We start from the raw sequence: 26,439 nt of genomic DNA on the forward strand, positions 1-26,439 counted from the left end.
CTGCTTCAGAACTGAGCCGGGCAGGCAAATTTGGACAGGGCATCGAGCTTGAACGGGTTTAGAACCGATCCGAATTGTATATCGAATTCAGCGCTTTGCCCGCTATTTTCAAACTTCGCCCGCAACAAATCACCCGACTGATTTTGGATTTGCGCGTCGTCAAGCAGGCGGAAGGGCGACCAGTCGCCATTTTCCGTTTTTGCCTGCTGCCATCCGCCCGGTTGAAACGCTATCCGCGAAAGATTGGCGGAATTGCTTTCAGACGGCCAGGTTATCGACTTTGCCTGGATCGGCCCGTGATAATAGACCACGCGTTCACCTTCTATCTCCAGCATGACTGCACTGGAGCTATTGGTGAGCGACACCGGCTTGACGTTGATCGATACCGCCGGAACCTCGCTTCCATTCGGGAAAAATGCCCGGAAGATCTTGTCGGCGTTTTCGAACTGCGCAATGGCATCGCTTGGAATACCGGCAGTCCCGAAGGTGCCTTTCCAGCTCCATGGCGTCGTCGTCTTGTCGACAAAAGGCTCCATTCTTTGCTTGAAGAAGGACTGGAACGTCCCGGTCGGGCCAAAAAGGCGCGTGAAGTCTGCCATCGCCACATCGCGCGGTGAAGCCCGGTCAAATGGGTAACGCCCGGAGACGATGGTGGAGCAGAGTGATGCGCCCTCGGCGACCCACAGGTCTGCGATGCGGCTGCGTGCGGATTTAACCGCGAGCGATCCGACATCAGCCGCAAGCCCCGCAACCCACACGTCAAGCGGGCCCGGAAGCTGGCGGGCCTGTTGTAGCAGGTCCTGATTGGCCTTGGTGAGCTGACTGTCGACATCAAAGACCTTGGCAACCTCGTCGGATGTTGTTGAGGAGCGGGCCAACTGCTCGTGAAGTGTCTTGATGTTGGCAAGCAACTGCTCGGAGGGTGATCCCGATCTCGCATCAGACGCTTGCCCATTGGCAGGCGTCTGAGCTTTCTCGGGGCCCTTGTCCGCAAGCATTTCCCGCAAACGGGCATAGGGATCGGCAGCATCGACCGTTGCTGAAAGTATGGCCGACGTGGCGTCTCCGTCTGAGGTCGATGCCAGTGTTGTCAGGCTTGCGCCGGCGTTGGGGCGCAGATCCGTTGCCTCGGCTATCGATCGTGCCGCCTCGATGATGATGTTGCGATCATTCGCCAGAATACGCGTTGTCTCCACCGCGTCTCCCAGGCTTTGCGATGGCTTGATCCGAATATCCGAAAGAAGGTCGTTCCAGCGTTTTTCGAACCGGTCGAAATAGATTTCGAGCGCGGCCTGTGCCACCGTTTCGACGGTCGCACCCTTCATGGCGTCGTCTGAGCCGCGCACCCATGCCTCGGACAGTGCAATGCGCGATGCGTAGGCGACCTGGGGAATAACGACACTGCGATATCCATTCGCCGTGAATAGCCCTTCGATTCCATCCACCATAGGCGCCTTGCTTTCGCGCTCCACGGCACGCGCACCGAGGGCGCCGAACGCCGCCGACGGGTCCCATTCGGCAAGTCCGCGTGACTGCGGCAGACCGGCAAGAATATCATAGGCGCGCGTCCCGATTGCCTGATTGCGGATGGTGCTGCGCGCCTTGTCGATCAGCCGTGCATCCAGCTCTATCGGTGCCAGCAATCCGTTGGAGAGGGCGAGAACATGCCGGTTGAGCGCATCGCGGGCGGCCGCTCTGCCGTCGCCTGGATAGAGCGATGCGAACATGTCGCGTGATTGCACCGCCAGGAAATCCCGGTCGAGCGTGCCAAGACCACCCAGCATCCCGTAAAGCTTCAGGGAGTTAAAGGTGCGGGTAACATCGTTCTGGTCTTCCAGCTGTTTTTGCAACTGCACGATCATTCGAGGCAACAGAAGTGCGTTCAGCGCACGTTGGTAAGCATCTCGTTGTCTGCCCGCAATTTTCTCCTGCTGGTCCAGCCCGAACCCGACCTTCCATATCCTGCCGTTTTCGAAGCCGGAATTGACGTCGCGCAGATTATCGAGCGCGGGAAGAATGCGCAGGAAGTCTGCATCGGAAACGTTGCGAACCGGTATTCCCTGCACGAGTTGTTGATAGGCATTCAACTTTCGGTCAGCCTCGGCCAGCGCCTGCGTATTGGAGAAGTAGGTCGATATCCAGCCGGTAAAGACGATGGCGACCAGCACGGCGGCCATGCCATAGGCGATGCGCCGGACAAGAAGCTGGCGACCGGACAGGCGCTTGTCGCGCATGACCAAGGCGGCTTCCGGGAAGATAACTTCCTTGAACAGCCGGGTCAGGAAGTAGCTGCGACGCGCGCGCGGTGCTGCGCTGCCGGCCTCTGCCTGTGTGCCGGAGGCAAGATAGACACCGCGCAGCAGAGGCGCTTCGACAAGCTGCGAACTTGCGCAAAGTTCTGTCAGCGCCTCGTAAAGCCGGTCCTTGAGCTTCGCCAGTTCGGCCGGGAAGCGGAAGATACGGCCGCGAATCTCGGCGTTCTGTTCCTGCTGCAGTCGCTCGATGAGCATCGCATCGACCCGTTGCTGCAGCAATTCGAATTCTTCGAGAAAGCGCTGGGGCAGGTCCTGTGCGGAATAGCTTTCATCCAGCTTGAAAGTCGTCCCCCAGACCTGATTGCGGTCGGTCTTGTTGAAGCCGTCGAAGAACTCGACGAAACCATCGAGCAGATCGGCTTTTGTCAGCACCACGTAGACAGGAACGCGTGCGTGAAGATATTCATCCAGTTCGGACATGCGCTGGCGGATGGATCGGAGTTCCTGACGCTGTTCCTCCGGGTCGCGACTTAACAAGTCAGGCGTAGAAAGCGTGACCAGCGCGCCGTTGATCGGCTGCGAGCGGCGATAGCGGCGCAGGAGATTGAGAAATCCTTCCCAACCCGCTTTGGATGCGCCGTTGAGATCATCCTGCGTGGTGTATCTGCCGGCGGTATCAATAAGAATTGCCTCATCCGTGAACCACCAATTGCAGTTGCGGGTGCCGCCAATTCCTTTGACCGCGCTCTCTCCCAGAGCATCGCCGAGCGGGAACTGCAGGCCGGAATTGGTAAGCGCCGTAGTCTTGCCGGAGCCGGGAGCGCCGAAAATGACGTACCATGGCAGGTCGTAGATATAGCCGAAGCGTTTTTTGGTCACACGACGCAGAAGCGCCAACGCCTCCTTCAGCCGCGTTTGGATTTCACCAACCTCGGCCTGGCGGTTGACCAGTGCTTCCTGCTCGATGCTGTCGACGAGTTCCTTGTCTTGCCGGCGCGCCCGGTAGAGCGTGACAGCAATATAGACGAGCCAGATGAGCAGGATGACGCCAATGGCAATCAGCCGCGCCTGCGTCGTTCCAAAGGGTTTGAAGGTGCCGAAGCTGACGAGGTAGCCGTAGAACCAGATTACCACGCAAAGGGCGACCGCCCACAGCAGCGAAATGAAACGCCTTCCGATCAGCGAGGCGTAGCTGTCGACATAGGACCTGATCGTGTAAAAATAACTCAGCGGGTTCATTGCTGGGTCTCTCCTGATGGCTGACCGGTCGTGTTTGTTACGGCGGGCGCGAGAATGCCCGCGTCGCTGAGCTTCTCGTCAGGATTCGTCAGGACCATGATTTCCGTTCGGCGGTTCTTTTCCCGCCCTTCAGGCGTGCTGTTGTCAGCAATCGGATCACTGTCAGCACGGCCTTCGGTCAAGATGGCTTCCGGCCCGGTGAACATCGACAGAAGATCGCCGACTGCCTTGGCGCGGGCCTCGGAAAGGTGCCAGTTGGATGGGAACTCGACCGTCTTGATGGGAATGTTATCGGTATAGCCGATGACGACCGCGCGGAAATTTTCCGCCGCCAAGGCGCCGCCGATGCGCTGGATCAGGTCACGAAATTGCGGGCTGACCTGCGCACTGCCAACTTCAAACAGACCGGAATTGTTGATCCTGACGCGTAAGCGACCGTTCACATTCGCGAGCGTCACGAGGTTTCGCTGTACCTCAGGCTGAAGAAACGTCAGCAGATTGTCCAGCCGTGTCGGTTTTGGTGGGGCAACCGGCTTGGGTGGTTCTGCCGCGACAACGGGTTTCTGCTCGACAACCGGTTCTCCCGGCGGCGGTGGTGGTGGCGCTGCGATGAGCACGCTTGGCGTTTCGTTGGGCGGTAGCGACGCAAGGCGCTCGAACGTCGCGTCGGATGCGTTGTTGAGCGTCAGCGTGAAGAACAGATAGCCGAAGGCAAAGGCGAGAGCGATCAGCGACAGGAGCGTCCAAAGGGCAGCCATGGTGCGCAGAGGCGTATGCCGCGCCTCGACGCCCTTCCAGTGCGGAGAAAGTTCGCGCTCGAAGACGCCATATTGGCCGATCAACGTCTTGTAGAGGCTGTCGCGTATGCGGGATAGTTCAAGAGCGCCCTTGGCGGATACCCGTGTTCGACCCTCGAATGCCAGAGACAGGCAAAGATAGATGAGGAGCAGCAGGTCCTTATTTGCTCCCGGCGACTGGTGAAAGTGGTCGAGAATATCGAAGACCCTGTCGCCGCCGGTTACGTCATTGTGGAAGGTGGAGACGAGGCCGGATCTCGCCCATCCGGCACGCACACCCCAGGGCTTGCTCAATATGACGTCATCAACTGTCGCGCACACCACGTAGTGCGCGGCTCTCGCACGTTCCGGGCTGATGCGCGCAGAACCCAGATCCCGCTCGTAGCGGGTAATGGCCTCCATGCAGGCCCGTCGCAAATGGTCCGGATCAGGCTGGGCATCGCTGAAGCGCAGGACATGGGCAAGGTTAAGTAGCGGCGCAGCAGACTGCACCAGCGTTGGCACTTCTTCACCACCGAACCGGAAGTCCGAAAGCAGGGCGTCGATTGGCAGCCCGCCATCGCCGCGCTGCTCGCGGCCCGGCGTCTGGTCGGTATCGATGATGTCATCCAGTATCGCCGCCATATTGCGGGCATTCTGGTTTCGTTTGCGGCTCTCATCGGTGATTTCCACCACCGTCGGGAGATCCTGCCATGAAGAGGGCGTGTCATTGCTCATTCGCGTAATGCCCACATTTCCATCTCAAGGCCGGGAAACTCACCGGCGAGATGCAGCGCGATTGCGCCGGAGGTTTCGAGCTGCTTCCAGAGAGGTGTCTTGGTATCGATTTCGAAATATATCGTGCCGGAACGATAGGGCAGCTGGCGCGGAAGGACCGGAAGCGAACGCACCGGTATGCCCGGAAGTGCAACGTTGACGAGTTCCGAAATCCTCTCCACCGGACCGATCTTGATCTGCGCTGGCAGCCTGCGGCGGATATCCTCGGCAGACATATCTGCCCGAACGGCCAGAACGAAACCTGCATCGCGCAAAAGGGTGCGGTCGTTGATGGTGCCGACGCGCACACCATGGCGGCGCTCCACAAGCTCGATTGCCACCGCGGCCTGTTCCAGAACGGCAGATAGCGAGGTGCGCAGGTCATCGAAGACCGCTGCGAAACTGGCTTTCAGATCGTCATGGCGATAGGGAGGGAAATCGGTGGCACGCTTGCGCTCGGTGGTGAATGTCGCAAGCTCGCCCGCCAGCTGGATGCACTCCTCGTAAAACCGGATGGGGTGAAAACGGGTGGCGTTGGCGGACAGATGGGAGAGCAGCGGATCGGCACGGTTGAGAATCTGCAGAAGGAAGTAGTCGCCCACCTCCGCCGTTCCGCGAATTGTCGGATCACCGATACGCTCTGAAATCGCCTGAGCCCTGTGCCTGACGATACCAAGCAGTTCGGTCAGGAGTTCGCTTAACCGCGAAGATGCAGCGCAGTTGAGCGACGGTGGTATGAAGTCCGGATCGAGGATGACGGCGCGATCGGACCGCACCTCAACCACCCGAGCCAGGCCTATGAGATCATATCCGGAAAGATCATCGCCAGTTTTCAGAAACTTCAGGCTCAAGCGACCAACCTCGATGGGTGCGACGAAGTCGGTGTCGACATTGGCATCGGTCGCCTCATAGGTGGTGGCGACCACCCGAACGCTGTTGACCTCGGCCTTGCCGCTCGCGGACATGTCGGCCTTGCCCGGTTGGCGGGCCGGAAGTGCGAGGTAGACAATCGCGTTCTTGACGCTCTCATCCAGATCCAGCGGCGGCGGCAGATCTGTGTCTTCAGGGGCCTCGAAGGGCGTCCCATCCGGCAGGATTCCGCGCAGGTTTGACAGCGCAAATTGCCCGATTGCGAGCGCGCTTCGATCTATCCCGATTTCCGCGACACCCCATGGGTATGGCGAGAGATTGCGCGTCGTATTGCGCACAAGCCGTTCCGTCCAGCGGTCCGACTGCTGAAAATGTTGGACACGAAGGAACATGCCTTCGCTCCAGGCGACACGGTTTTCATGCCTCATCTTGGTTGCTTACCCCCTTGGTGTCTATGTTGCGTGGACTGGTTGCTTCGTCCGGTGCGGCGTCTCCGCGCGCTGCCTGTTGAAGAAACTCGCGGACCGATAATTGTCGGCCCTCCACGTCGAATTGGCTTTTGAACGTCGACCAGTAATCGGTCCTTGAAACCACCTGGCGCCATTCCTTGCGGGCGATCTTGCTGCGCCAGTCGTTCTGCGCATCAGCCCTCGCTTCGATCAGTCTGGGCTCAAGCCTCTGCGTGCAGGTGCGGATCAGGGTTTCAAGCGATGACGCAAGAAGGCGTTGTTGCCGGATGATATTCTCAAGACGTGCCCTGTCGCTGGTTGCGCCGGGCTCGCTTGCGAAGGCAGCACTGTCGATATCGAGAGTGGCGAGGCATTCCGCCGCTTCCTTTTCCAGCTGAAGCAGCAGGTCATCGAGCGGATCATGGGGCGCCGCGCTGACAAAGGCCTCCGGTGCCTCTTGCGGGGCCTCGGTCGGACTTGTGAAGACCGCATCGAAGTCCTCGACAGGCGGCTTCCTCGCCGGGCGAGACACCAGCACGGGAATATTCATCGCGTCAGTATGTTCGTGCTTGCTGCTCTCTACCGGCTCCTCGTTCCAGTCGTTCGGAAGGACGGTGCCGAAGCCATCGGTGGAGGGCGGTTCATTCCAGCCAACGTCCACATTTCGGGAAATTGTCTTTGCCTTTTTGCCCGACTGGCTGGGAGTAGCCGTAGGCCAATCGTCATTGGACGCACCAGCGGCGACCGGTCCGCGAGAGGATCTGCCTCCGGGCGCAATATCGGAAAGGATTGCTGAGATCGTCATCGTTTCATCGCTGATGCGAAGAGACGGGTCGGGATCGCCGAAATCTGCCTCGGCCTCACCCGTGATGATAACTTCGAAGGTGCGGGTGCCGATGCCTATCCTGGAGCCGCTTTGAAGGCGCGTGGTTTCTCCTTCCAGCAGAAGCCTTCCGTCCACTTGGGTGCCGTTGGCACTGCGGTCCACGATGAAGAAACCGGCACGGTCCTTGGTGATGGTGCAGTGCTGCTTGGAAACCCGTCGCGCGTCGTCATTCACCTGCCAGTCGCTGTCGGTTGAACGGCCGATAACGCGGCTTCCCTGTTCGAGGGTCCACTGGGTGGGCTTTGCTCCACCGTTTGTTTGTGTGTCCTTCAGCACAAGTTTCATGATGCCGCCCTCACGTCGAAACCGCCGAGCCTTCGCGCTCGGTCACGATTGCGTCCATGCTGTCCCTCGCGGCAGGGGCCACGCGCGCCCAGCTGTTCCATCCCAGCCGCGCTGGAGATTCGTCCTGCCCCAGCCGGCAAAAGGGAATGTCTTCTTTTCGCAGGATGACCTGAACGTCGAAATTGAAGCCGCTGCCGACAAAGAGGCGCGTTGCGGCAAAGATTTCCGCTAGACGTTTCGAGCCCGGTGTGAGCGCCAGATAGTCGGCATAACCGACAGGGCCGAGGACGATGCGAAACCGGCTGCTGAAATCCTCTACGGCGCTACCGGCTGTCACATTCCGGCCAAGGAGCAGGCCACCGGGCTGGCCGAGTTGACTTTGCTCGGGCACCGGCAAGGGTACCCAGCGTTTGCAGAATTGCTCGACCGTGACGGGCAGGCCGGTGAATTCCTGTAGCATCGATGTCAATGCCGTTGCATTCCGGTTGCGATTGGCCAGCAGCCCGCTAAAGCGCAGAAGGACATCTTCCCTGACGCCAGCTTTTTCGGCCAGCCCAGCGGTGCCAAAACCCGTGAGTGAAAGCAGGGTCTTTAGAAAGGCGTTGTTTTCGCGGGTCTGGGTCCAGCGAAGACCCCGGGCCAACCGGTATTTCTCTGTGGCGGACACAAAGAGTTCGCTGAAGCGGGCGGCAAACAGGTTGAAGAAGCTTGTCAGCGCCCTCGATCGGTTTCGCTCTTCACGCTGTTGCAACTCGGAATAGCTTGGGGGCAAAGAGCCAAGCGGGCCGACGATTGGCGCGAAGGCGGACCGTAGCTCAAGCGCGCCGTTTCTGGTCCTGTAGCCGCTGATGGCAATCGGAGTCGGGCGAGCGCCATTGTGCGAGCCGATGGTCAGCTCATCATGGGATGCCAGATGCTGCGCAACCCGAAAGGCCGTGGTGGGCTCGAAACTGCCCGGATCGCTCGCCAGACGCTCCGCCTGCTGTTTTTCCATATCAATCGCCTCACGCTGCATCGGCGGCCTCCTACAGCAGAGGCCGGTCTGCCGCACGGGCAGGCCAACTGGCGAGAGGTTCGGAATGGCCGCGCATGGTTGCGGTCAGGCGGGTGAAGCTGTTGATCGAGGTGTAGAGCCCGAAGAAATGGTTGAGAACGCTGGCGAAGATATAGGCCGCAGGCCGGTCGATCATTGCCGGGTCGAACTCCAGCGTAATATCGGTTCCGGGAACCATGGCAGAACCAATTCTCGCATGGGAGTTGCGTGCTTCCACCGATGTAATGGCTTCCACCAGTTGCCGCGTCTCCGGCGTGTCGCGAAATGCGTAAAGCGAGAGGATATCTTTCAGCGGCGCGCCACCATTGTCGAAGAGGGAGAGGTGGTTAAGCAGCAAATGCGAAACCAGCCGCCATTCCCGCGCGGACCGTTCGTTCATCCGCACAGCGGGCGTCGGTGGCATAAGCGCCTGGAGGGAGCCAACAGCTTCGTTGCCCGATGACAGCTGCAGGAAGGGATGCCCGCCTCCGAAGGGGAGCTGGCTCGGCAGCTCGCGGTTGATGCAAAGCGTATCGACACTTGCGACGACATCGAGTGGGCCGAGTGGACCGCGCTGCTGATCGATAAAGGCAATGTCGGTGTCGGAGGAGCCATCATCATCATCGAAGCGGCGATAGGTCTGCCAGAAGACGTTGGAGCCGTTGCTGCGCTGGGTGCGACCGAAGAAGGGTGATGTTTTCTCGATCTGGCCGGAGCGGGTGGTCAGCTGGACATTCTCGACGCCGTAGATTTCGCGGGTGCGCTGCCGTCTCGCATCGGGCAGCAAGCGATACTCGGTGCGCGTTCCATCAAGGCTCAGCGGCTCGCAGCTCTGTTTGAAGAGGTTGATGACCGGAGACGCGTTGAGGACCAAGTCATTTGCCGACACCATCCGCTCCAAACGCGAATCCGCAGCGTCCAGATAGATGTAAAGTTCGCAATCGCCACCTGTCCACGTCTCCAGGCCGCCGATTTCAAAACTGAGAAACTTCTGCGGAAGGGCAAAGAACTCCGTCAGCAGCCGGTACCCGTCGAAGCTGTTGGCGGGGTAGGGCAACATCGCCTCCTCCTTCGAAAAACCGGACGGCTTGAGGCAGGAGGGCGGGAGAAACACCGCATTACGGTCTTCGGAATGTTGCGCGAGCGCGATGCTGATGCAGTGATTGGTCAGCAATTCATGCAAAGCTGTTGCCTGCTGCCATCCCGATGAAATGAAAACCTGCAGCGCGTTCAGGCCCATCTCACTGAAACTTGTGGGGCGGGGTGAGGTCGTACGCAGCGACAGCCGAAGGCAGGAGGCAGCACCCGCCGACGTGGGTGAAAAAGGCGCATCGATTGGCTGGCTTGCAAGTGCAGCCGCTGAAATGTCCAGCGGGACGATCTCCACATCCTGCGTGGTTCGAAACCGGCAGCTTTCTCCACCGATAGGCTCTGCGATAATTTCGCTGTGCCTTGGCAGGGTCTGGACAATTGCCAGAGCCGGGCTCGGCGCGAAATGCACAACGCTCATGGAGGGCAGGGGCGAGAGATAATGAGGATAGAGTGTTTCGAGCAGACTGTCGGAAAGCTCCGGAAACTCGTCGTCCAGTTTCTGGCGAACGCGGGCTGCGGAATAGGCAAAGCTTTGTATCAATCGCTCGACATGCGGATCGTCGGCAACATCTCCGGTCATCCGCAGCCTGCCCGCAATCTTTGGGAAGGCCGAAGCAAAGCGGGACGCCCGCTTTCTCAGTGCGAAAAGTTCGTCATTGTATTTCTCAAGGAAACCTTCAGCCATGACCTGCCTCCACAAGGAAGCGTTGCGTCGATGGATCGATCTTCGACTCGAAACTGATCGGTGGCATTCCCTCATGCAGACGGAAGCTTGCATTGATGCGCATCCGCAGTGCCCGGTCGCCGTCCGTGCGATTTTTCATGATCGTCACGCTGACATCCGACAGGCGCGTCTCGAACATCGAGATCCGCCGCTCTATCGTCTGAGCCAGCCGAGCCTTGGATGCATCTGTCACAAGGTTTGCCGAAAGAATGCCGTCTACGCCGTAGCTCACCAGCGCGTCCGTCAACTCTTTGAGGATGGCGGGTGGACCCGCCGGATTACGCCTCGTGTTGAGAAGGGACTCCAGATCGCGGCGAATGACCTCACGCATTTCCCGAACCTGATCCGAAAGGCTTGCAGGAGGATCGTTTTCCATATCGGGCGCGTCGTCCAGCAGCCGGTCGAGCACCGAGCGGGCCAGGGTTCTCTGCTTTGGGCGATATTGTTCCAGCGGATCAACCAAGGGCAGACTGCCTTTCGACCTTGGATACCGCAGCCGCCATGCTGGAAATCTCATGGAACGGCATAAGGTCGTCGCCGACCAAGAGGCAGCGCTGTCCCGTACCCGTGACCAGAGCTGTGTCCTCGCTCCAGACCGTTTCCCGCCCCAGCAGCAAAGGCGTGCTGGTGTTTTTGCCATGATAGATCGCTGGCAGCAGGACTGAGGCTATAGCACCATCGCGAAGCGTCAATTCCGCCTGCCGATATGCAAGGTCGCGTGGTCGGCTCATGGGCTCTATCGCCACGCTTTCTATGCGATCATAATCGATCCAGAGATATTTTCCGCCATTTGTCAGCACTTCGAGCGCGTGGGGCACGCGGTCATCGAGATCGCGGATATATCCCGGCGCTCCACCGTTAACTGAGAGTGAGATTTCCGCGCGCCGCTCGTCCAGCTCCGCAAGCGCTGTGCGCGCTGCCTCCACGTCACCATCGCGGGCGGCGATATTTGCCTTTATGGCGAACTGGTCGAGTTCTGATGGTCCGTGTGTGAAATCGGGAACGGCACCGGTTTCGAACCACGCATTGCGCGCTGCCATGGCGCGCAGGTGGTGGCGGAACAGCGAGAAGCCGACGGCATCCTGCGGTGCGAATGTCGATGCGACATTGCACTGGGCGTCCGCCTTCTCAAAATCACCTGCCAGCACCAGAAGGTCGATGTAGAGATACCGTCCCTCCTTCTCGGAGGGATTTTTCTTCACCTGATCTTTCGCTTCGCCGATGGCATCATCTAATCGGTCATCGTCGAGCAGGCGGGCAACATCGTCTCGAAGTGTCATGCGGGTATCCTTTGTGGCTCCGCCGACCGTGCAGTCGATGCGGTCGGTGTCGTCGTTTCGGCGATGAGGTGAAAGCTGGTGGAGACATCATCCAGCTGGAAATGCGGTTGCAGCCTGACGGTACAGGAGAAACTTCCAGGCTTGCCGGGTATCTCGTAGACCTTGATACCGGCAGACCGCAGCGGGTAGCGCGTGCGAAGTGCTGCGTCGGCGTCGTCGTTGCCGAGCGTATAGGATGACAGCCAGGTCTCCAGCTTCCGTTCGATGGTCAAGGCGTCGCTCAGCTGGCCTATGTCATCGCGCATGATGACCTTGAGGTAATGCGAGAAGCGCGCAGCGCAGAGAACATATTGAAGCATGGCCGCCAGACGTGCGTTCTGACGGGCGCTTTCCTTGGAATAGTGGCCGGGCGCGTGCAGCGACTGATTGGCGTTGAAAATCGCCATGCTGGCAAGGTAGGTCGTCGAGACCGGCACGATGCCGAGATCGGAAAATTGCTGTTCCTGCCCCATGGTTAGCTGCATTTCCACCGGAGGCTGGGCAGAAAGGCCCTGGCTTTCGATGCCGAGATCCAGCGGCGGCAATTGTGAGGAAGACAGCATTCCGCCATCTATCTCGTCCTGCGTCACACCGCGAATGTCCGCGAACCATCCCGAATCGATGAAATTTCTGATGACGACGGACGCGAAGGCAAAAGCAGGGTTGCCCCACAGCAGCGTGTCTCCTTTTTCGCCGATATGTTCTCGAAACGGAAACGGGTCTTCGCGTCTGCGCGAAAATGGCTTGTGGGGGGAGCGCAGCAGGATACGCGGAGCGACGAGGCCGATGAAACGGCTATCATCACGGGCGCGCAGTGCGTTCCAACGAAGGCGGGATTTTTCCTGCTTCAGCCAAGAGAAATCATGGACGCGTGAAAGCTCCGAAAAATCTTCGAGCCCAACGGTGGATGGTGCGGCGCCGGCAATGAACGGGCAGAATGCCGCTGCCGCAACCATGCCGATCTGCGACAGCGTGGTGATGGCGTCCACGCCGTCCACATCGTCGGGTGAAAAACTGTAGTCGCCAACCATCATGCCGATGGGTTCGCCACCTGGCATTCCGAATTCGCGGTTATAGACAATCTCGAAAAGATGACTCTGGTCGAAGTCGGTGGCTCTTTCCATGCTGCGGGCAAGTTCACGCCAGCTGGCATTCAGGAGCTTGATCTTGACCTCCGGGCTGCGGCTGGCTTCACGCACCACCATCGCAAGGCCGCGCCATCTCGCTTCCATGGCCTTGAACTCGGCATGGTGGAGGATGGCATTGACCTGCCGGTTCAGCGCATCATCGATGAGAGCGATGAGCTGATCGGCCTGACTGCGAATGTCCGAAACGGACCTTTGCGGCATGAATGGGCTCCGGGCAAGAAGGCTGGGAAGGGGGCAGGACGCCCCCTCCGCTTGATCAGTTCTTGGTTGGAATACGAGCAACCATGCGCAAGGACGTGGTCAGCTCTTCCATCTGTAGCCACGGACGCATCCAGGCAACGGCATTGTAGGCGCCGGGCTTGCCAGGAATCTCCTGAACCGTGACCTTGGCATCGCGAAGCGGATATTTCGCCCGCGATTCTTCGCCCGCTTCGTCATTTGCGTTCACGTAGTTGGAAATCCAGCGGTTTAGCCAGACTTCGCAATCCGAAGCCTCCATGAAGGAACCGATCTTGTCGCGACCCATCACTTTCAGATAATGCGCAAAACGTGATGTCGCCATCATGTAAGGCAGGCGGGCAGAAACAGCGGCATTAGCGGTCGCTTCCGGGCGGTCGTAGAGCTTCGGCTTGTGCGCTGTCTGTGCACCGAAGAAAACGGCATAGTCCGTGTTCTTGTAGTGGCAAAGCGGCAGGAAGCCCAACTTGCCAAGCTCGGCGTCACGACGGTCGGTGATGCCGACTTCTGTCGGGCACTTCAGGTCCAGATCGCCATCGTCGCTGGAGAAGACATGCATCGGCAGGTTTTCGACCTTGCCACCATTTTCCGCCCCGCGAATGGCCGTGCACCAGCCATATTTGGCAAAAGCATCGGTCAGTTTTGTGCCCATGACATAGGCCGCATTCATCCAGCAGTACTGGTCGTGCGGCAGGTCGCCATTTGGCGAACCGTTGGTTTCATCATAGGCAAACTCATCAACCGGGTTTGTCTTCGGGCCATATGGCATTCGGGAAAGAACGCGGGGCAGGGCAAGCGTAACGAAGCGTGAATCGTCGCTCTCACGGAAACTACGCCACTTCGCGTATTCCACCGTGTCGAAAATCTTTTCGAGATCGCGGGGGCGTGCAAGATCGCGGTAATCGTCAAAGCCGAACATACGTGGGCTTGCGGCCGAGATGAACGGAGCAAATGCAGCCGCGGCAATTGACGAAGCGCCCTGCAGAAGCTGGACATCATCGAACGAGTTGTCGAATTCGTAGTCACCGATGATCGCACCCATCGGCTCGCCGCCAGGGGTTCCGAACTCGTCTTCGTAGATCGATTTGAACAGACGGGACTGGTCGAATTCAACGGCTTTCTCCAGATCGCGGCCCAATTCCCGTTTCGAAGCATTGAGAACGCGGATCTTGAGATTGACGCTGGTTTCGGAATTCTTGACGAGATAGTTGAGCCCGCGCCACGTGCCCTCGAGCTTGGTAAATTCGGGCGATTGCATGATCGCGGCCAGCTGGCCTGAAATGGCCTTGTCAATTTCGGCAATTGCCTGATTGAGCGTGACGGTCAGGTTGCGGTCGTATTTGACCGTTCCTTTCAGCGCCTGGTCGGTCAGCGTACGCAGCAGGTTCTGGGCGCGGTCCGGTTCAGTCTGGCGTGTGGCAGCGACAACTTTGGACAGCAGACCGCCATCCTGCTCGGTCGTTGTCTGTGCTTCATTCTTCAGCAGGCTCTCAGCGCTCATTTTTCAATCCTTCCAAATGCGGCATCTTGGCCGCTAGAACAGGTGAAGCCCCGTGCGCCGGGGCCGTTCAAAGATGAATTCCTGCGCGCCAGTTTATTGCGGCGCGCCATTTTTCTCTTTCAACTCGGACACCAGCTTGCCGAGGTCGGTCTTGTTCTGAAGGATATCTTCGAGGAGCCGCTCAAGGTCTTCCGAACGGTCTGCCTTCGACAGAAGGTCACGCAGTTCGTTGCGCGCATCGAGCAGGGATTTCAGGGCCGGAACCTGATCCACCACCGAGGCAGGGAGAAAATCATCCATGCTCTCGAACTTCAGGCTGACCTGAATGTCGGTGCCATCGTTCTGCAGGGTGTTGGGCACCGCGATGTTCAGCCCCGGTGTCATGCGGCGCATGACCTCATCGAAATTGTCCCGATCAATCTGAACGAATTTGCGTTCGCCAAACGGCTTCAAAGGCTGCGTCGGGTTGCCTGAGAAATCACCGAGAACGCCCACGACAAAGGGAAGCTCCTTGACGACCATCGCACCTTCGGTTTCGACTTCGTATTTGATGTGGACGCGGGGTTTGCGAACCCGTTCCAGCTTCTCGTGTACACTTGCCATTAAAACCTCCTTGATGCCCCCGGGGCATTGCTGACTGAAGTGAGGGAAAATGCCCCCGTAGTTTCTTTATTTTCCGGTATTCTCGCCGTTCGGTTTGATACCCGCCGCTGTGAGCACGGCGTTGCGTGCCTGCGCCTCGGGTAAAAGCTCTGCGAGCAGTTCTGAAAAATCCATGCGCCCCCTGCGAACCAGCGTTTCAATGGCCAGCGAGATTGGAGAATGCGGCTCCATCCGGCGGAAGTAACGCGCAACTGCAAGAAGAGTTTCAAACGCTTCGTCACGCGAAGCGATTTCTTCTGGATTTTTTACGACTGTTTTTTGAACCGTTGGCTGTGCCGCGTCGCTGCCTTCGTCCGCTATCCGTGCAATCTCCCCGGATTGTGCAGGGCTCTCGTCCCGCCCGCCGAGTGCTCTGATCGCGGCTGCCACCTCAATTAAAATATTCCGGATATTAGAGCTTGCAGGCGCATTCGGCCCGCATTTCTGCGACAGCAACGACGTGATGTCGTCGAATAGTGAGAGGCAGGCGTTGACGTCGGCCAGATGCGCGGACATGGCCGCCACACCCGCTTCGGAAGCCGCATTGTAGAGCTCTTCCTTGCGTTTCGTCTCGGACGATCGCTGCGCCAGCTGAAAATCCCAAAGCGTGTTTTCACCAAATTTCCCACCAGGAATGAGAGAGCTCAGACGCAGCGGCTGGATGAGCGTTCCTTCGCTGCCAATGCCGTTCAAGCCAGCAAAGGGTGCAAATCTTTCGTCGTCATCTTCGTCGCTTATCGAGTGAACTGAATCCCACTGGTTGTAAAATATATCATGTGTAACGCGGTAAACTTCTCGCAGCCCGGGAAAGCCTTTCAAACGTAGTTCTGCTTCAGCAAGCCATGCTAATATTTCGATATCGCGGCTTTCCGAATATATAATATGCAATCCGAGATTGCTGACCTCGGTCCAATTGTTGGAAACACGTAGAACTTCTTGTGGTGAGACAGTACGTTCTTCAGCTCTTGCTTGGTTACGCTCATCCTTAATTTTATAATATAGTTCACGTGTTCTTTGGTTTGCGCGAATATTTTCTCCACAGTCGCCAAGATATTCTATTGAAGCAATGTCTTTTGTGAGTTCCAAAGCGAGTTTATCCCTCATAAAGCGTGTTGGTGAAGTGTCTGTTACTTCCGTTACGTAAGGTTATTCACTAACCAGACTTATGGAAAATGAGGCATAATTGTGGCGACTTGCTTTTAAACTCGTCAAATAAAAAAGCAACTTTTGGCTGGACAAGATAGTTTTAGCAACCTAACTATGCCACGTCACGTTGTGGAATGATCCAAACCGGAGGCTCGCTGCATGTCGCAAATCGATCTCAATCGCCTGGTGGAAGCGCTTGAGCCTGAGCTGCGTGTCTCCCTTGAGGAGGCTGCATCCATCGCAGCGAGGCGTGGACACCAGTTCGTAGATATTTCTCACTGGTTGTGTGCAGTTGTGGAAACTGGCAGCCATGCTGACATTCTCAAACAACTTCAGATACCTCTCGACAAATTTCACGCCGAAATCGACCGCGCGCTTGATGAGGCGGCAGTAGGAGACGGCGAGGCTCTTGCGCTTTCCCAGAACGTGTTGACCGCGGGTCGTGAGGCCTGGTTGCTGGCTTCCCTCCAGGATGGCCACCCAAGGATTTCCTTGCTCCATCTTTTGCTTTCACTGGACGAAGACGCGTCACTACGCAGCATGGTTCGCGCAGCGTTTCCCTCCCTGAAACTCATGGATCGCGGTGCTCTCGAACGTTTGCGAGGCGAAATCGGCGCACAATCAGCAGAAAATGGGAGCGATCTCGTCACTGCCGCCAAGAGTAAGGACCAAAACGATTTCTTGCGGCTCTATACGCAGGACATGACAGAAGAAGCACGCGCTGGAAAGCTCGATCCTGTCATCGGCCGTGACGATGAGCTACGTCAGATGGTGGATATCCTGACGCGTCGGCGTCAGAACAATCCCATCCTTGTGGGTGAGGCGGGTGTCGGCAAGACGGCGGTGGCCGAGGCGCTGGCGCTTGAAATTGTGTCAGGCAATGTGCCGGAAAAGTTGAGATCCGTTCGGCTCTTGAGCCTCGATCTTTCACTTCTTCAGGCTGGTGCGGGGGTCAAGGGCGAGTTCGAGCGGCGTCTGCACGGCGTGATCGACGCGGTCAAACGTTCAGCCGACCCGATCATCCTTTTTATCGATGAAGCCCACGGTCTCGTAGGTGCCGGTGGCGCCAGCGGGCAGGGTGACGCCGCCAATATTCTCAAGCCGGCTCTTGCCAGAGGTGAAGTCCGCACCGTCGCGGCAACGACGTGGAGCGAATATAAAAAATACTTCGAGAAAGACGCAGCGCTGACCCGGCGGTTTCAGCCGGTGCACGTGCGTGAGCCCGATGAGGCAACAGCAATTCGGATGTTGCGCGGCGTAGCCGATAGCTTCGTTGAGCACCACGGCGTAACCATTCGCGACGAGGCCATAGTCGCAGCCGTTCAGCTTTCCGCTCGCTACATGCCTTCGCGGCAACTGCCGGACAAGGCGGTCAGTCTTCTCGATACGGCGTCTGCGGCCGTTTCCCTCGCCCGCCAGACCTTGCCCGAAAAGCTGCGTTCGATGGAAAATGAGCGTAGATTGCTGACGACCGAGCTTGATTGGCTGGTGCGCGAACCTTCCAGTGAAGAGCAGATTGCCCGTGTCGATGCCATCAAGACTGAAATCGGAAATCTGGATACGGCCATCGAGGGACTGCGCGCGCGTTATGACGCTGAGATCAGCGCACTTGCTGAGCAAGAAAACGGCAAGGCTCAATTGTCGGAGGCCACACGCGGCAAGAAGCGGAAGCCGCTGGCGATTGCTCCGGATAACAGCGACGAGAAGTTGGTCCCGACCGTCGTAGACCGCGAGATGATAGCGGCGGTTGTCTCACGCTGGACTGGAATTCCGCTCGGCAAGCTTCTGGCCGACCAAATCGAAAGCGCGAAGTCGCTCGATCATCGCATGAAGCAAAGAGTAATCGGACAAGACTGGGCGATCGACCGCATTGCCGATGCCATGCGTGCCGCCCGCGCAGGCCTCTCCGACCCGCGCCGTCCACCTGCCGTATTCCTGCTGGTTGGCATGTCCGGGACGGGAAAGACGGAAACTGCTCTTTCGTTGGCGGATTTGCTTTACGGCGGTAACAGCCATCTGACCACGATCAACATGTCCGAGTTCAAGGAAGAGCATAAGGTTTCGCTGCTCCTCGGTTCGCCACCCGGTTACGTGGGATATGGCGAAGGCGGCGTTTTGACGGAAGCTGTCCGCCGCCGACCGTTTGGCGTCCTGTTGCTTGACGAAATCGATAAGGCCCATCCTGGCGTGCAGGATATATTTTATCAGGTTTTCGACAAGGGCATGTTGAAGGACGGCGAGGGCCGCGACATCGACTTCAAGAACACCACCATTTTCATGACTGCCAACACGGGATCCGAACTTCTGACGGCGCTGGCCGCAGATCCGGACACGATGCCCGATGCCGAGGCTTTGGAAGCTATGCTGATGCCGGAGCTGACGAAGCAGTTCAAGCCAGCATTTTTGGGTCGGACGGTGATCCTCCCCTTCATGCCTCTTGGTGCGGAACAGCTCTCGCGCATCGTGGATATGCAGATCGCTAAAGTCAGCGAGCGCGTCCATGACGCCTATGGCACGGAACTCGTTCTTTCCGATGCTGCGCGGCAGGCGCTGGTTGGCCGCGCAGGGTCTAGCGAAATTGGCGCACGCGCCATCGAAATCATGATCGGCAGGGATCTGTTGCCGCCACTCTCCAGCTTTTTCCTCGAGAAGGTCATTGCTGGCGAAAAGGTGAAAAACATCACGGTCGATTTTGATGAACGCGGTTTCGGCATTCGTGTCGGAGCGGCTGGGGAGACTGACGAATTCGCAGCAGCCGCCAAGGGTGCCGTGGATAAGGTTGCCGCGTCGGATGGGGTGTCCCGACGCATGCGGCAGTAGTGGAAAGGCAAACACGGCCTCGGAGCAAGAGGTCTTTCATCAGCTACAGGAGCTTACAGTATGCCAATTTATTTGCAGATCGACGGTATTCAGGGTGACGCGACCCATGAGGAACACCGCAAATGGATGGATATCGAGGCCATTCATTGGAATGTTTCGCGCAACATGAACACGTCTGCGGGTTCTGCTGCAAACCGTGAAGCCTCCGAACCGACTATTTCGGAAGTCATTTTGACGAAGGTAAGCGACTCGTCCTCCACCAAGCTCTTCAGCGAGGCGTGCTCTGGCCGCCAGGGCAAGCTTGCCACCATTCACCTCGTTACCACGGGTGATCCAGGCAACACCTACATCCAGTACCTGCTGACGAACACGCTGATCGCCAGCTATTCTGTCGACTCCAGTGGCGACCGCCCGGTTGAGACAATCAAGCTCAACTTCACCAAGATGGAAGTCAAGTACACGCCAGCTGACGAGAACAACACGCAGCAGGCTCCAATGATCGCCTCCTACGATCTTGCCACCACCAAGGCTGGCTAACAGGCTTCATCCGGCGCCTCGTTATCGGGGCGCCGGAGTTCATTCCTCGCATATCGGCCACCGGCCAATCGGGAATGCCTTTAGTCATAAATTTTGCCCCTCAGTGTGGCTTGTTACTGGGAGAAATTACCGATGCCCAATTTCGCTGTCTCTACCGATTCATTTACCGTACGCCCGGTGCGGGAAGATGAGGTCGTTCCCGTCAAACGCATGGGGCGTGGGCCTGACCTGTCCTATTTGACGCAGGCGGATGGACCACGACAACTCAATTCTCGCATGGCTGTTGGCGGCGCCGTCGCTGCCGTTTTCAGTCAGATATCGGGCGGGGTGAACGAATACTCGCTATCAGTCTGGCTGAAAAAATGGCTGAAGGCGAATGATGCCAAGATCAAGCAGGCCATGCTTGAGAAGGGGCACTCCGCATTCGCGGTGCAGGTCAATTACGCTGTTGGAAATTCTTTCGGCAACCAGATGTTCATGTCTCGAGACATCTACCTACTCGGCACGGCCCCATCCGCGAAAGAGATCGGCACGGTGCTCACGCCTGAGCTGATGTTCGGCCCCAAGATCGATGACGTCCCCAACAATGCGACGAAATTCAAATACGCATACCTCGTCGGTGAACGTCTCTAATCGGCAATTGAGCGACAGAACCAATGCGAGCTCGATGCAAACAATGACGGAGAAATCCGTGACTGTCGTTCAACTTTGCATTTCAGTGCGGTAGCGAAAGATAGACCATGACCGAGCAGCCATCGTCATCCGATTTCATCCAGGCCAGCCGCGTTTTGAAGGTAAAGTCGCCCTTGGGCGAAGACCAGTTGCTGCCCGAGCGGATGGTGATCAATGAAGGCGTGTCTCAACTCTTTGAAATACAGCTGAGCGTCCGCGCCAAGAAGGAGGCGGTGAAGCCAGAAGAGCTGATCGGACGTCTGGTCGATGTATCAATCGAGGTGAGCCAAGGTGATGGCGAAGAGGGTAGCGGCATCCGCCGCCCCTTCAACGGCTTGGTGACAGACCTGCATGAAGGCCCACCGATCACCCGCGGCCTTCGCTCCTATGCTATGACCATCCGCCCGCAAATGTGGCTTTTGTCGCGCCGCTCCGATTGCCGCATCTGGATGGACAAGACATCGGTCGATATCGTCGAAACGCTGTTTTCCGAACACGGCATTCCGGCGCCGGATACATCGGGCATCATCAAGGTTCCACCACCGAAGCACTACAGCGTCCAGTTCAACGAGACGGACTTGAACTATCTGCTACGCCGTTTCGAAGAGGACGGACTGTTCTACTGGTTTTCCCACGAAGACGGTTCTCACAAGCTGCATGTGGCCGATACCGCCAATGGCTGGCTCGGACCCTCGCCATCCGCTCAAGGCGAAGGTAGGGTGCGGCTGGCACAGGGCTCGTCAGATCGCAACCACATCAATGACTGGGCACGCCGCTTTTCCTATGTGCCCGGCCAGCGCGCCGGTGCTGACTGGAATTTCGAGACACCTGGCATGGTGCCAAGCAATATGACGCCATCACTGGTGCAGATGCCGGACGCGACCAAGCGTGAGCTTTACGAATACCCCGCCCGTATCAAGACCGTGGAAGAGGCAGAGCGCGCCCAAAAGCTGCGAGCCCAATCCATTGAGGCGGATCACGACCGCGTTTTCGGCGGATCGACGTCTCGCATTTTGGAAGCTGGTCGTCGCTTCACCCCATATGAGGTGGCCCATCCCGAGCATGAATATGAAGAACACGTCATCATAAAAGCAAGCCACACTATTGTGGATCGCTCCTATGAGACCAACAGCAACGAACCGGAATACCGCAACACCTTCGAGGCCATCCCCGCCCGCGTTCCGCTCACTCCGCACCGCACCACCAAGCGCCCGAAGATCGAAGGCACGCAGGTTGCCATAGTTGCAGGTCCTGAGGGCGAAGAAATCCACCCGGATCAATATGGTCGCATCAAGCTGTGGTTCCCGTGGGACCGCAAGGCAAAGAAGGATGGGACGGATACGTGCTGGGTGCGGGTTAGTCAGGCATGGGGTGGCGGGACATGGGGTGCGCAGGTCATCCCCCGCATCGGCATGGAGGTGATGGTCGCCTTTGTGGACGGTGATCCAGACAGACCGCTGGTGACAGGTGTCGTGAATAACCCGAAAAATTCGGTGCCCTACGACCTTCCCGCCAACAAGACCCGCATGGTTTTGCGCTCCAATACCCATAAGGGCGATGGCTTCAACGAAATCACGTTTGAGGACGAAGCAGGCAAGGAGAACCAGTTCTTCCATGCCCAGAAGGACCAGACCACGCGTGTTCTGAACGACCGTACCAAACGCGTCGACCGACACGAGGTGGCCTCCGTCGGTGGCAACCGCGCCGTTGAAGTGTCTGGCAACCAGAAGCATGAGATCGGCGGATCGGTGAACACCGTCGTCGGTGGCACAGGGCCGATGGCCATGATGGCCATGGCGGGAGTGCAGGCGTTATCAGGCCAGACGGCTGGTCTTCTCAGTCAAGCCGCCCAATTCGCTGGCGGCGGTGGACCCGGCATTGCTGCCTTCGCAACCACGCTTGCGTCATCAGCACTCGGCTTTCTCGGCGCTGGCGGCATGTCGTCACGCGAGGGCGTGGTGTCAGGCCCCAGCCCGCGTTCCGATGCAGGCACGGCGCTTGCTGGTTCCGGTACGGGTGTGGGTGCCGACGCTTCCGGTCTTTTCCCGCTCCCCGGCATCATGAACACCATTATTGGTGCGTTTCAGTCCACGTCAGTGGGCGTTGCAAAGGCTGAGCAGATCGGCGTCAGCAAGGTGACTAACATCGGGCAGACCGAAGTGCGGCAAGTTGGAAAACAACAGAACCTGACCATCGGCAAAGAGCAGTTCGTCGAGATCGGAACAGGCCAATACACCCGTGTCGGCGAGAAGATCACCGTCAATGTCGGCAAGCTCTACAATCTCGTCTCCGAGGAGAAATACCATGGAGAGGCAAAGGTCTGGGAGATTTTTGCAGATGACGAAATCAGACTTTCGACGCCAGGTGGTTATATCTCCCTAACGAAAAGCGGAATCAAGTTATTTGCATTGAAGATTGATATTGAGGGCAACCAGATTAACTTTAAAAAAGGCGGCCCAGGTGACAGCGGCTCCTGCTTGAAGTCGATGTCGAAGAATTCCACGCCGTTTGTGAGGATTTGATTATGACCGACACACCCACAATCGATCTGCCAAATCCTAACGAAACCGCCGAACTAACGAGACAAGCCACAGACGCGATGACGGGAGTGGTCTCCGCTGTACTGGATGGGGGTGCATTTGATAATCTTCCACGCATGCTTCAGGAAGAAGGCATAGGCGCGCGTTCCTTGTTTCTTGAAGGTGCATCTGCCGATTTCCGCTTGGCAGGACCATGGTTGGTCAATCTTGAGGCTCTTCCAGTTCGGTCCTACATCGGCTGGTTGGACTCAAAAAATGCGTGCGCTGTCTATTGGTCTTGTCCGGGTGGCGATGACACGCTTTATCGGCATCTGCGCACCCTCAATGAGGTTATGATCCCGCTGGAGCAAACTGGAGCCTATCCGCAAAGCACAAGTTCACAACAGTATGAGCGTGTGCTGTTTCGTCACTGGGATCCTAATGTCCTCGGCGCTCTACTCCCAATCTTGACACGACCCCAGCTTGCTCGATTTCTGGGCCCTGCAGACTGCGTCGTGTTGAATGCGCCGGACTATGGTGGCGTTAAGCGGGTGAAAGCTCCGCCGGATTTACCTGCGCCTCCACCGGGTCCGCTTCGCATTGAGCAAGAGCAAATTGAAAAGCTAAAAACCGCGATGCTTCATTCCTCTCGGCTGAGAATAGCCCGGTTTTTAAAGTCAAATCCGCCTCCGCATTTTACCGGCCTGAACGACGATTTCTTCTGGGGCGCTACGCTTGCAAGTGAGGCCTCGGCTGATGACCTCGGCATAAAAACTGAGCGCGGCCGCGCACGGTGGGCATCTGTAATGGTGCTTTCGGACGGCAAGGCTGCAGAGCTACCAGAGGTTAGAAGCTTCCTTCAAGAAAAAGGAGCCACACCAGATAATCAGGTAAAGGCGTTGATAGGATATACCGCCGATGCGTTGCGCTCTGGGACTGTGACGGGTGTCGCACTATGAGCACGACGACGACCGTGCTGGGAACTGGCGGCAAAATTGGTGGTAGCATACTGGGAGGCGCTATTGGTAGCGTTTTTGGCCCCGTTGGAACATGGGTCGGTCGCTATCTTGGTGGAGTGGCCGGTCGCGCGGCCGCAGAAGCGTTGGCCAGCTACATGGAGGACGCAAACGAAGATGCAGAAAAGAAAACAAAGGATGAGGCTCCCGCCGTAGCATGTGCAGACTGTGAGCCTCCGAACCGACGCCACGACCCATGCCGGACGAAAGGTAAAGATCCAACGAAAGAGAACAATACTGTATGGGACCCAGAAATTGCGTCTGATGTCAGAAATGACATAAATGAAATCAAGAGTGGAAGCATTCCACGCCAATCTGGATCGTACACAGTTAACGGGCGGACCTACGGCACCCACGGGAAATCATTGTTTCCTCAATCGGGATCAGGATTTGTAAACCTCAGCAGGTTCGAGCATCAGTTCTTAAAGCAACTAAATTCCGTCGGATATGACGGGGGAATGAAGTTTGCGAACAACCTTCAACAAAAAGGCCTGATGAGCCAAGAAGAAATTAATAGAGTCCTTGAACTCTGGCGAAAGTGTGGAATGGTGTGAGGGTGGAATTATGACAAAGCCGTATGGCGTTGATATTTATATTTCGAGAGATATCGATCTTACTGACGCAAAGCTAGCAGTATCTGAGGTGCTGAGACTCCCCGTGGACAACATCTGGGACGGCGACGCTGTGGCTATCGGCGAAATGCTTGATGATGGCGTCCCGGATTCATGGGCTGTTTTCTGGAAAACGGGAAATATCGATTTTCCGATCAAGTTCGACATTGAAGCCATCGATGGACGAGATCCAAGACTCGCAATTGGTGATCTACGTCGCGCCTTGAATGGCGATATCGCGATCCCTGATGATTCAAGCGAAAATCCTTTTGCAATGATCCTGTTTAAGGAAAATGGGACAATTGAAAAGACGTTCATGGACGAGGCTTAGAGTCATGTCGCCAAGGAGATTACAATGGCTTTCGAGACAGATGCATCGGGGAGACTGGCGCTAGGTGGTATCCATGACAGCGTGATAGCTGACCTTACATTGAGTGGTGCGACAAAAACTCTTTTGTTCAGACTCAATTCTGAGGGCGTGACCACGATCATCAAAACGTCCAGCCTGCATATGCTAAACATGTCTGGCCTATGGGAAGGCTCGATCGTTTCAAACGTGTTCGTATGGGATTTCAATAGGGTTCCGGATCGGTACATTTCTGATTCCGAAGTAGGTTGGTCGCACCTGTTCGAAGGAAGGATCAGTGATCGAGCGGAAGTCGATGCTCAGATTGCCCGATACCAAAGCCGCATGAGCACTGGGAAGCTAGTTTCAATCGGTTGCAGCTATGGCGGTAACATCTCGTTCCTTTGCGAAGACGCGCTAATAGAACAGCAATCTGACGGGCGAAAAGAAGAGCGAATTCAATCCCTAAACCGTACTGTCTGAACTCCGGAACCTGCCTCGTTCGAGATTTACCGATTTGGAAAACAAGATCATGGATGTTTCTTATCCCCTTGACCCAGTCAAAAAAATTGACCGCCAAAAATCTCGACAATCCAGATGTAAAAATCCTGACATCGAAAAAAAACAGGATGCGTTTAACATAAGTAATCTGGGTGCTGCGACATGAGCGCCGTGGCTGGAACGATAGGCCAAGCAGGAGGGCAACTTGCTGGCGGCGCACTCGGTGGCGTTATCGGGGGAGTATTCGGTGGCCCAGTTGGGGCTTGGATTGGTCGCGCGGTAGGGTCAAGGGTTGGCGGTTACGCGGGGCGTGCGGCTGCAGAAGCGTTAGCAAGTTATATGGAGGATGCAGACACGGCAGCTGAGGCTGACACCCACGATCAGGCCGCAGCGAAACCCTGTGTAGATTGTGGTGAGATCGATTGCTTCAAACCTCCAAAAGGCTCGACGCCTGATGAGATCAAAGAATTTAAGCGACAACTCGAAGAGCAGCGTGATGCGATAAACAATATTCCGCCCGACCAACTTATCAAAAATATGGATAATTACGAGAAAATTGGTCGCGGTGCGCAGGACGCACTAGATCGAGCTAACGCTCGTGAAGCGTGGATCAGAAATAGAGCGACTGAAATACTAAAGCAAGACAGCAAAATGACTAGAGACGCTGCAAGAACTGCCGCCGCAAACGATATTAAGACGATGGACGTGATCCATACTCCGGATCTTTCTGCGGGCGGTACTGGGCGAATTTCACCAGACAATGGTGGTATGGGTCCGCGGTCAGCAAATCGCTCGATAGGCTCGCAATGGTCCAAAGCCGCAAAGGGTTCTGATAAAACCCGATTACAACAACTTAAGGACCACGCGAACAAGGCGAAAGAGAAAGGTCAAAAAACCAACGCAGATCTAAAAATATGTGAGGACGAAAAAACGCCCAGCTCAAATAATCAGTCTGGTGGTTCAAAGAGCGACGCCGGTAATGGGCAGGGTAGCCCCGACGGCGTACCGATGTCATAGTATTTCGGCAATTCTTATTAT

The 26,439-nt window shown here is 57.0% G+C and carries 21 protein-coding genes; 9 read left to right on the plus strand and 12 right to left on the minus strand.

Features of this window, described 5'->3' with window-relative positions:
* Positions 1-5: 5 nt before the first annotated feature.
* The 12 genes from tssM to tssA all read right to left on the minus strand — a co-directional run bounded on the left by tssM (position 6) and on the right by tssA (position 16,319).
* Entirely contained in the window at positions 6-3,494 is a 3,489-nt protein-coding gene (tssM, locus tag QRN85_RS02505) for a type VI secretion system membrane subunit TssM (protein ID WP_284757116.1), read from the minus strand.
* Positions 3,491-5,008 (minus strand): type VI secretion system protein TssL, long form, encoded by a 1,518-nt coding sequence (gene tssL / locus QRN85_RS02510; RefSeq protein ID WP_284757117.1) that lies wholly within the window; start codon positions 5,006-5,008, stop codon positions 3,491-3,493. Before tssL ends, tssM begins: the two co-directional genes overlap by 4 nt.
* The gene (tssK, locus tag QRN85_RS02515) at positions 5,005-6,345 is read right to left on the minus strand and encodes a type VI secretion system baseplate subunit TssK (RefSeq protein ID WP_062588047.1); all 1,341 of its coding nucleotides are present in this window, start codon (positions 6,343-6,345) and stop codon (positions 5,005-5,007) included. The genes tssL and tssK overlap by 4 nt, the downstream gene beginning before the upstream one ends.
* Positions 6,335-7,537: an FHA domain-containing protein gene (locus QRN85_RS02520; RefSeq protein ID WP_284757118.1), complete on the minus strand. Its 1,203-nt coding sequence runs from the start codon at positions 7,535-7,537 to the stop codon at positions 6,335-6,337. Before QRN85_RS02520 ends, tssK begins: the two co-directional genes overlap by 11 nt.
* A 10-nt stretch (positions 7,538-7,547) precedes the next feature.
* Positions 7,548-8,552, minus strand: a complete 1,005-nt coding sequence (gene tssG, locus QRN85_RS02525) for a type VI secretion system baseplate subunit TssG (RefSeq protein WP_284757119.1) — start codon at positions 8,550-8,552, stop codon at positions 7,548-7,550.
* Positions 8,553-8,562: 10 nt separating this feature from the next.
* The gene (gene tssF, locus QRN85_RS02530; protein WP_284757120.1) at positions 8,563-10,347 is read right to left on the minus strand and encodes a type VI secretion system baseplate subunit TssF; all 1,785 of its coding nucleotides are present in this window, start codon (positions 10,345-10,347) and stop codon (positions 8,563-8,565) included.
* A complete protein-coding gene (gene tssE, locus QRN85_RS02535) occupies positions 10,340-10,849 on the minus strand; it encodes a type VI secretion system baseplate subunit TssE (protein WP_112962230.1) in 510 nt (169 codons plus the stop codon). Before tssE ends, tssF begins: the two co-directional genes overlap by 8 nt.
* Positions 10,842-11,666: a type VI secretion system accessory protein TagJ gene (locus QRN85_RS02540; RefSeq protein WP_284757121.1), complete on the minus strand. Its 825-nt coding sequence runs from the start codon at positions 11,664-11,666 to the stop codon at positions 10,842-10,844. Before QRN85_RS02540 ends, tssE begins: the two co-directional genes overlap by 8 nt.
* A complete protein-coding gene (gene tssC / locus QRN85_RS02545) occupies positions 11,663-13,054 on the minus strand; it encodes a type VI secretion system contractile sheath large subunit (RefSeq protein WP_284757122.1) in 1,392 nt (463 codons plus the stop codon). Before tssC (QRN85_RS02545) ends, QRN85_RS02540 begins: the two co-directional genes overlap by 4 nt.
* A gap of 55 nt (positions 13,055-13,109) precedes the next feature.
* Positions 13,110-14,591, minus strand: a complete 1,482-nt coding sequence (tssC, locus tag QRN85_RS02550) for a type VI secretion system contractile sheath large subunit (RefSeq protein WP_113170104.1) — start codon at positions 14,589-14,591, stop codon at positions 13,110-13,112.
* Positions 14,592-14,684: 93 nt separating this feature from the next.
* Entirely contained in the window at positions 14,685-15,194 is a 510-nt protein-coding gene (gene tssB / locus QRN85_RS02555; RefSeq protein ID WP_113097992.1) for a type VI secretion system contractile sheath small subunit, read from the minus strand.
* 66 nt (positions 15,195-15,260) lie between these two features.
* On the minus strand, positions 15,261-16,319 hold the full coding sequence (gene tssA / locus QRN85_RS02560) for a type VI secretion system protein TssA (RefSeq protein WP_284757123.1): 1,059 nt from the start codon (positions 16,317-16,319) through the stop codon (positions 15,261-15,263).
* A 219-nt stretch (positions 16,320-16,538) separates the two neighbouring features.
* On the opposite strand from tssA, the gene tssH reads away from it, so the two are divergent.
* The 9 genes from tssH (at position 16,539) to QRN85_RS02605 (ending at position 26,418) form a co-directional block, all read left to right on the plus strand.
* Positions 16,539-19,199: a type VI secretion system ATPase TssH gene (tssH, locus tag QRN85_RS02565; protein WP_284757124.1), complete on the plus strand. Its 2,661-nt coding sequence runs from the start codon at positions 16,539-16,541 to the stop codon at positions 19,197-19,199.
* Between the two features lie 60 nt (positions 19,200-19,259).
* Positions 19,260-19,736 carry an Hcp family type VI secretion system effector gene (locus tag QRN85_RS02570; protein ID WP_042619944.1) on the plus strand — a complete coding sequence of 159 codons (477 nt, stop codon included), beginning with the start codon at positions 19,260-19,262 and terminating at the stop codon, positions 19,734-19,736.
* 132 nt (positions 19,737-19,868) lie between these two features.
* Entirely contained in the window at positions 19,869-20,369 is a 501-nt protein-coding gene (locus QRN85_RS02575; RefSeq protein WP_113091812.1) for a hypothetical protein, read from the plus strand.
* Between the two features lie 107 nt (positions 20,370-20,476).
* Positions 20,477-22,930 carry a type VI secretion system tip protein TssI/VgrG gene (gene tssI, locus QRN85_RS02580; protein WP_284757125.1) on the plus strand — a complete coding sequence of 818 codons (2,454 nt, stop codon included), beginning with the start codon at positions 20,477-20,479 and terminating at the stop codon, positions 22,928-22,930.
* Positions 22,931-22,932: 2 nt separating this feature from the next.
* Positions 22,933-23,886 (plus strand): DUF4123 domain-containing protein, encoded by a 954-nt coding sequence (locus QRN85_RS02585; RefSeq protein ID WP_284757126.1) that lies wholly within the window; start codon positions 22,933-22,935, stop codon positions 23,884-23,886.
* Positions 23,883-24,497: a hypothetical protein gene (locus tag QRN85_RS02590; protein ID WP_284757127.1), complete on the plus strand. Its 615-nt coding sequence runs from the start codon at positions 23,883-23,885 to the stop codon at positions 24,495-24,497. The genes QRN85_RS02585 and QRN85_RS02590 overlap by 4 nt, the downstream gene beginning before the upstream one ends.
* A gap of 10 nt (positions 24,498-24,507) precedes the next feature.
* The gene (locus tag QRN85_RS02595) at positions 24,508-24,885 is read left to right on the plus strand and encodes a hypothetical protein (protein ID WP_284757128.1); all 378 of its coding nucleotides are present in this window, start codon (positions 24,508-24,510) and stop codon (positions 24,883-24,885) included.
* A gap of 24 nt (positions 24,886-24,909) precedes the next feature.
* Positions 24,910-25,383, plus strand: a complete 474-nt coding sequence (locus tag QRN85_RS02600; RefSeq protein ID WP_284757129.1) for a hypothetical protein — start codon at positions 24,910-24,912, stop codon at positions 25,381-25,383.
* A 180-nt stretch (positions 25,384-25,563) separates the two neighbouring features.
* Entirely contained in the window at positions 25,564-26,418 is an 855-nt protein-coding gene (locus QRN85_RS02605) for a polymorphic toxin type 15 domain-containing protein (RefSeq protein WP_284757130.1), read from the plus strand.
* The last annotated feature ends 21 nt before the right edge of the window (positions 26,419-26,439 follow it).

It is taken from the genome of Agrobacterium sp. fls2-241-TYG-188a, from assembly GCF_030209845.1.

Bases quoted from the DNA above. Each gene is read 5' to 3' on its own strand.
- QRN85_RS02585 (WP_284757126.1), top strand. From the start codon at position 22,933: ATGACCGACACACCCACAATCGATCTGCCAAATCCTAACGAAACCGCC.
- QRN85_RS02600 (WP_284757129.1), top strand. From the start codon at position 24,910: ATGGCTTTCGAGACAGATGCATCGGGGAGACTGGCGCTAGGTGGTATC.
- tssG (WP_284757119.1), bottom strand. From the start codon at position 8,552: ATGCAGCGTGAGGCGATTGATATGGAAAAACAGCAGGCGGAGCGTCTG.
- tssB (WP_113097992.1), bottom strand. From the start codon at position 15,194: ATGGCAAGTGTACACGAGAAGCTGGAACGGGTTCGCAAACCCCGCGTC.
- QRN85_RS02520 (WP_284757118.1), bottom strand. From the start codon at position 7,537: ATGAAACTTGTGCTGAAGGACACACAAACAAACGGTGGAGCAAAGCCC.
- tssL (WP_284757117.1), bottom strand. From the start codon at position 5,008: ATGAGCAATGACACGCCCTCTTCATGGCAGGATCTCCCGACGGTGGTG.
- QRN85_RS02570 (WP_042619944.1), top strand. From the start codon at position 19,260: ATGCCAATTTATTTGCAGATCGACGGTATTCAGGGTGACGCGACCCAT.
- QRN85_RS02605 (WP_284757130.1), top strand. From the start codon at position 25,564: ATGAGCGCCGTGGCTGGAACGATAGGCCAAGCAGGAGGGCAACTTGCT.
- QRN85_RS02590 (WP_284757127.1), top strand. From the start codon at position 23,883: ATGAGCACGACGACGACCGTGCTGGGAACTGGCGGCAAAATTGGTGGT.
- tssF (WP_284757120.1), bottom strand. From the start codon at position 10,347: ATGGCTGAAGGTTTCCTTGAGAAATACAATGACGAACTTTTCGCACTG.
- QRN85_RS02575 (WP_113091812.1), top strand. From the start codon at position 19,869: ATGCCCAATTTCGCTGTCTCTACCGATTCATTTACCGTACGCCCGGTG.
- tssM (WP_284757116.1), bottom strand. From the start codon at position 3,494: ATGAACCCGCTGAGTTATTTTTACACGATCAGGTCCTATGTCGACAGC.
- tssI (WP_284757125.1), top strand. From the start codon at position 20,477: ATGACCGAGCAGCCATCGTCATCCGATTTCATCCAGGCCAGCCGCGTT.
- tssK (WP_062588047.1), bottom strand. From the start codon at position 6,345: ATGAGGCATGAAAACCGTGTCGCCTGGAGCGAAGGCATGTTCCTTCGT.
- tssC (WP_113170104.1), bottom strand. From the start codon at position 14,591: ATGAGCGCTGAGAGCCTGCTGAAGAATGAAGCACAGACAACGACCGAG.
- tssH (WP_284757124.1), top strand. From the start codon at position 16,539: ATGTCGCAAATCGATCTCAATCGCCTGGTGGAAGCGCTTGAGCCTGAG.
- QRN85_RS02595 (WP_284757128.1), top strand. From the start codon at position 24,508: ATGACAAAGCCGTATGGCGTTGATATTTATATTTCGAGAGATATCGAT.
- QRN85_RS02540 (WP_284757121.1), bottom strand. From the start codon at position 11,666: ATGACACTTCGAGACGATGTTGCCCGCCTGCTCGACGATGACCGATTA.
- tssC (WP_284757122.1), bottom strand. From the start codon at position 13,054: ATGCCGCAAAGGTCCGTTTCGGACATTCGCAGTCAGGCCGATCAGCTC.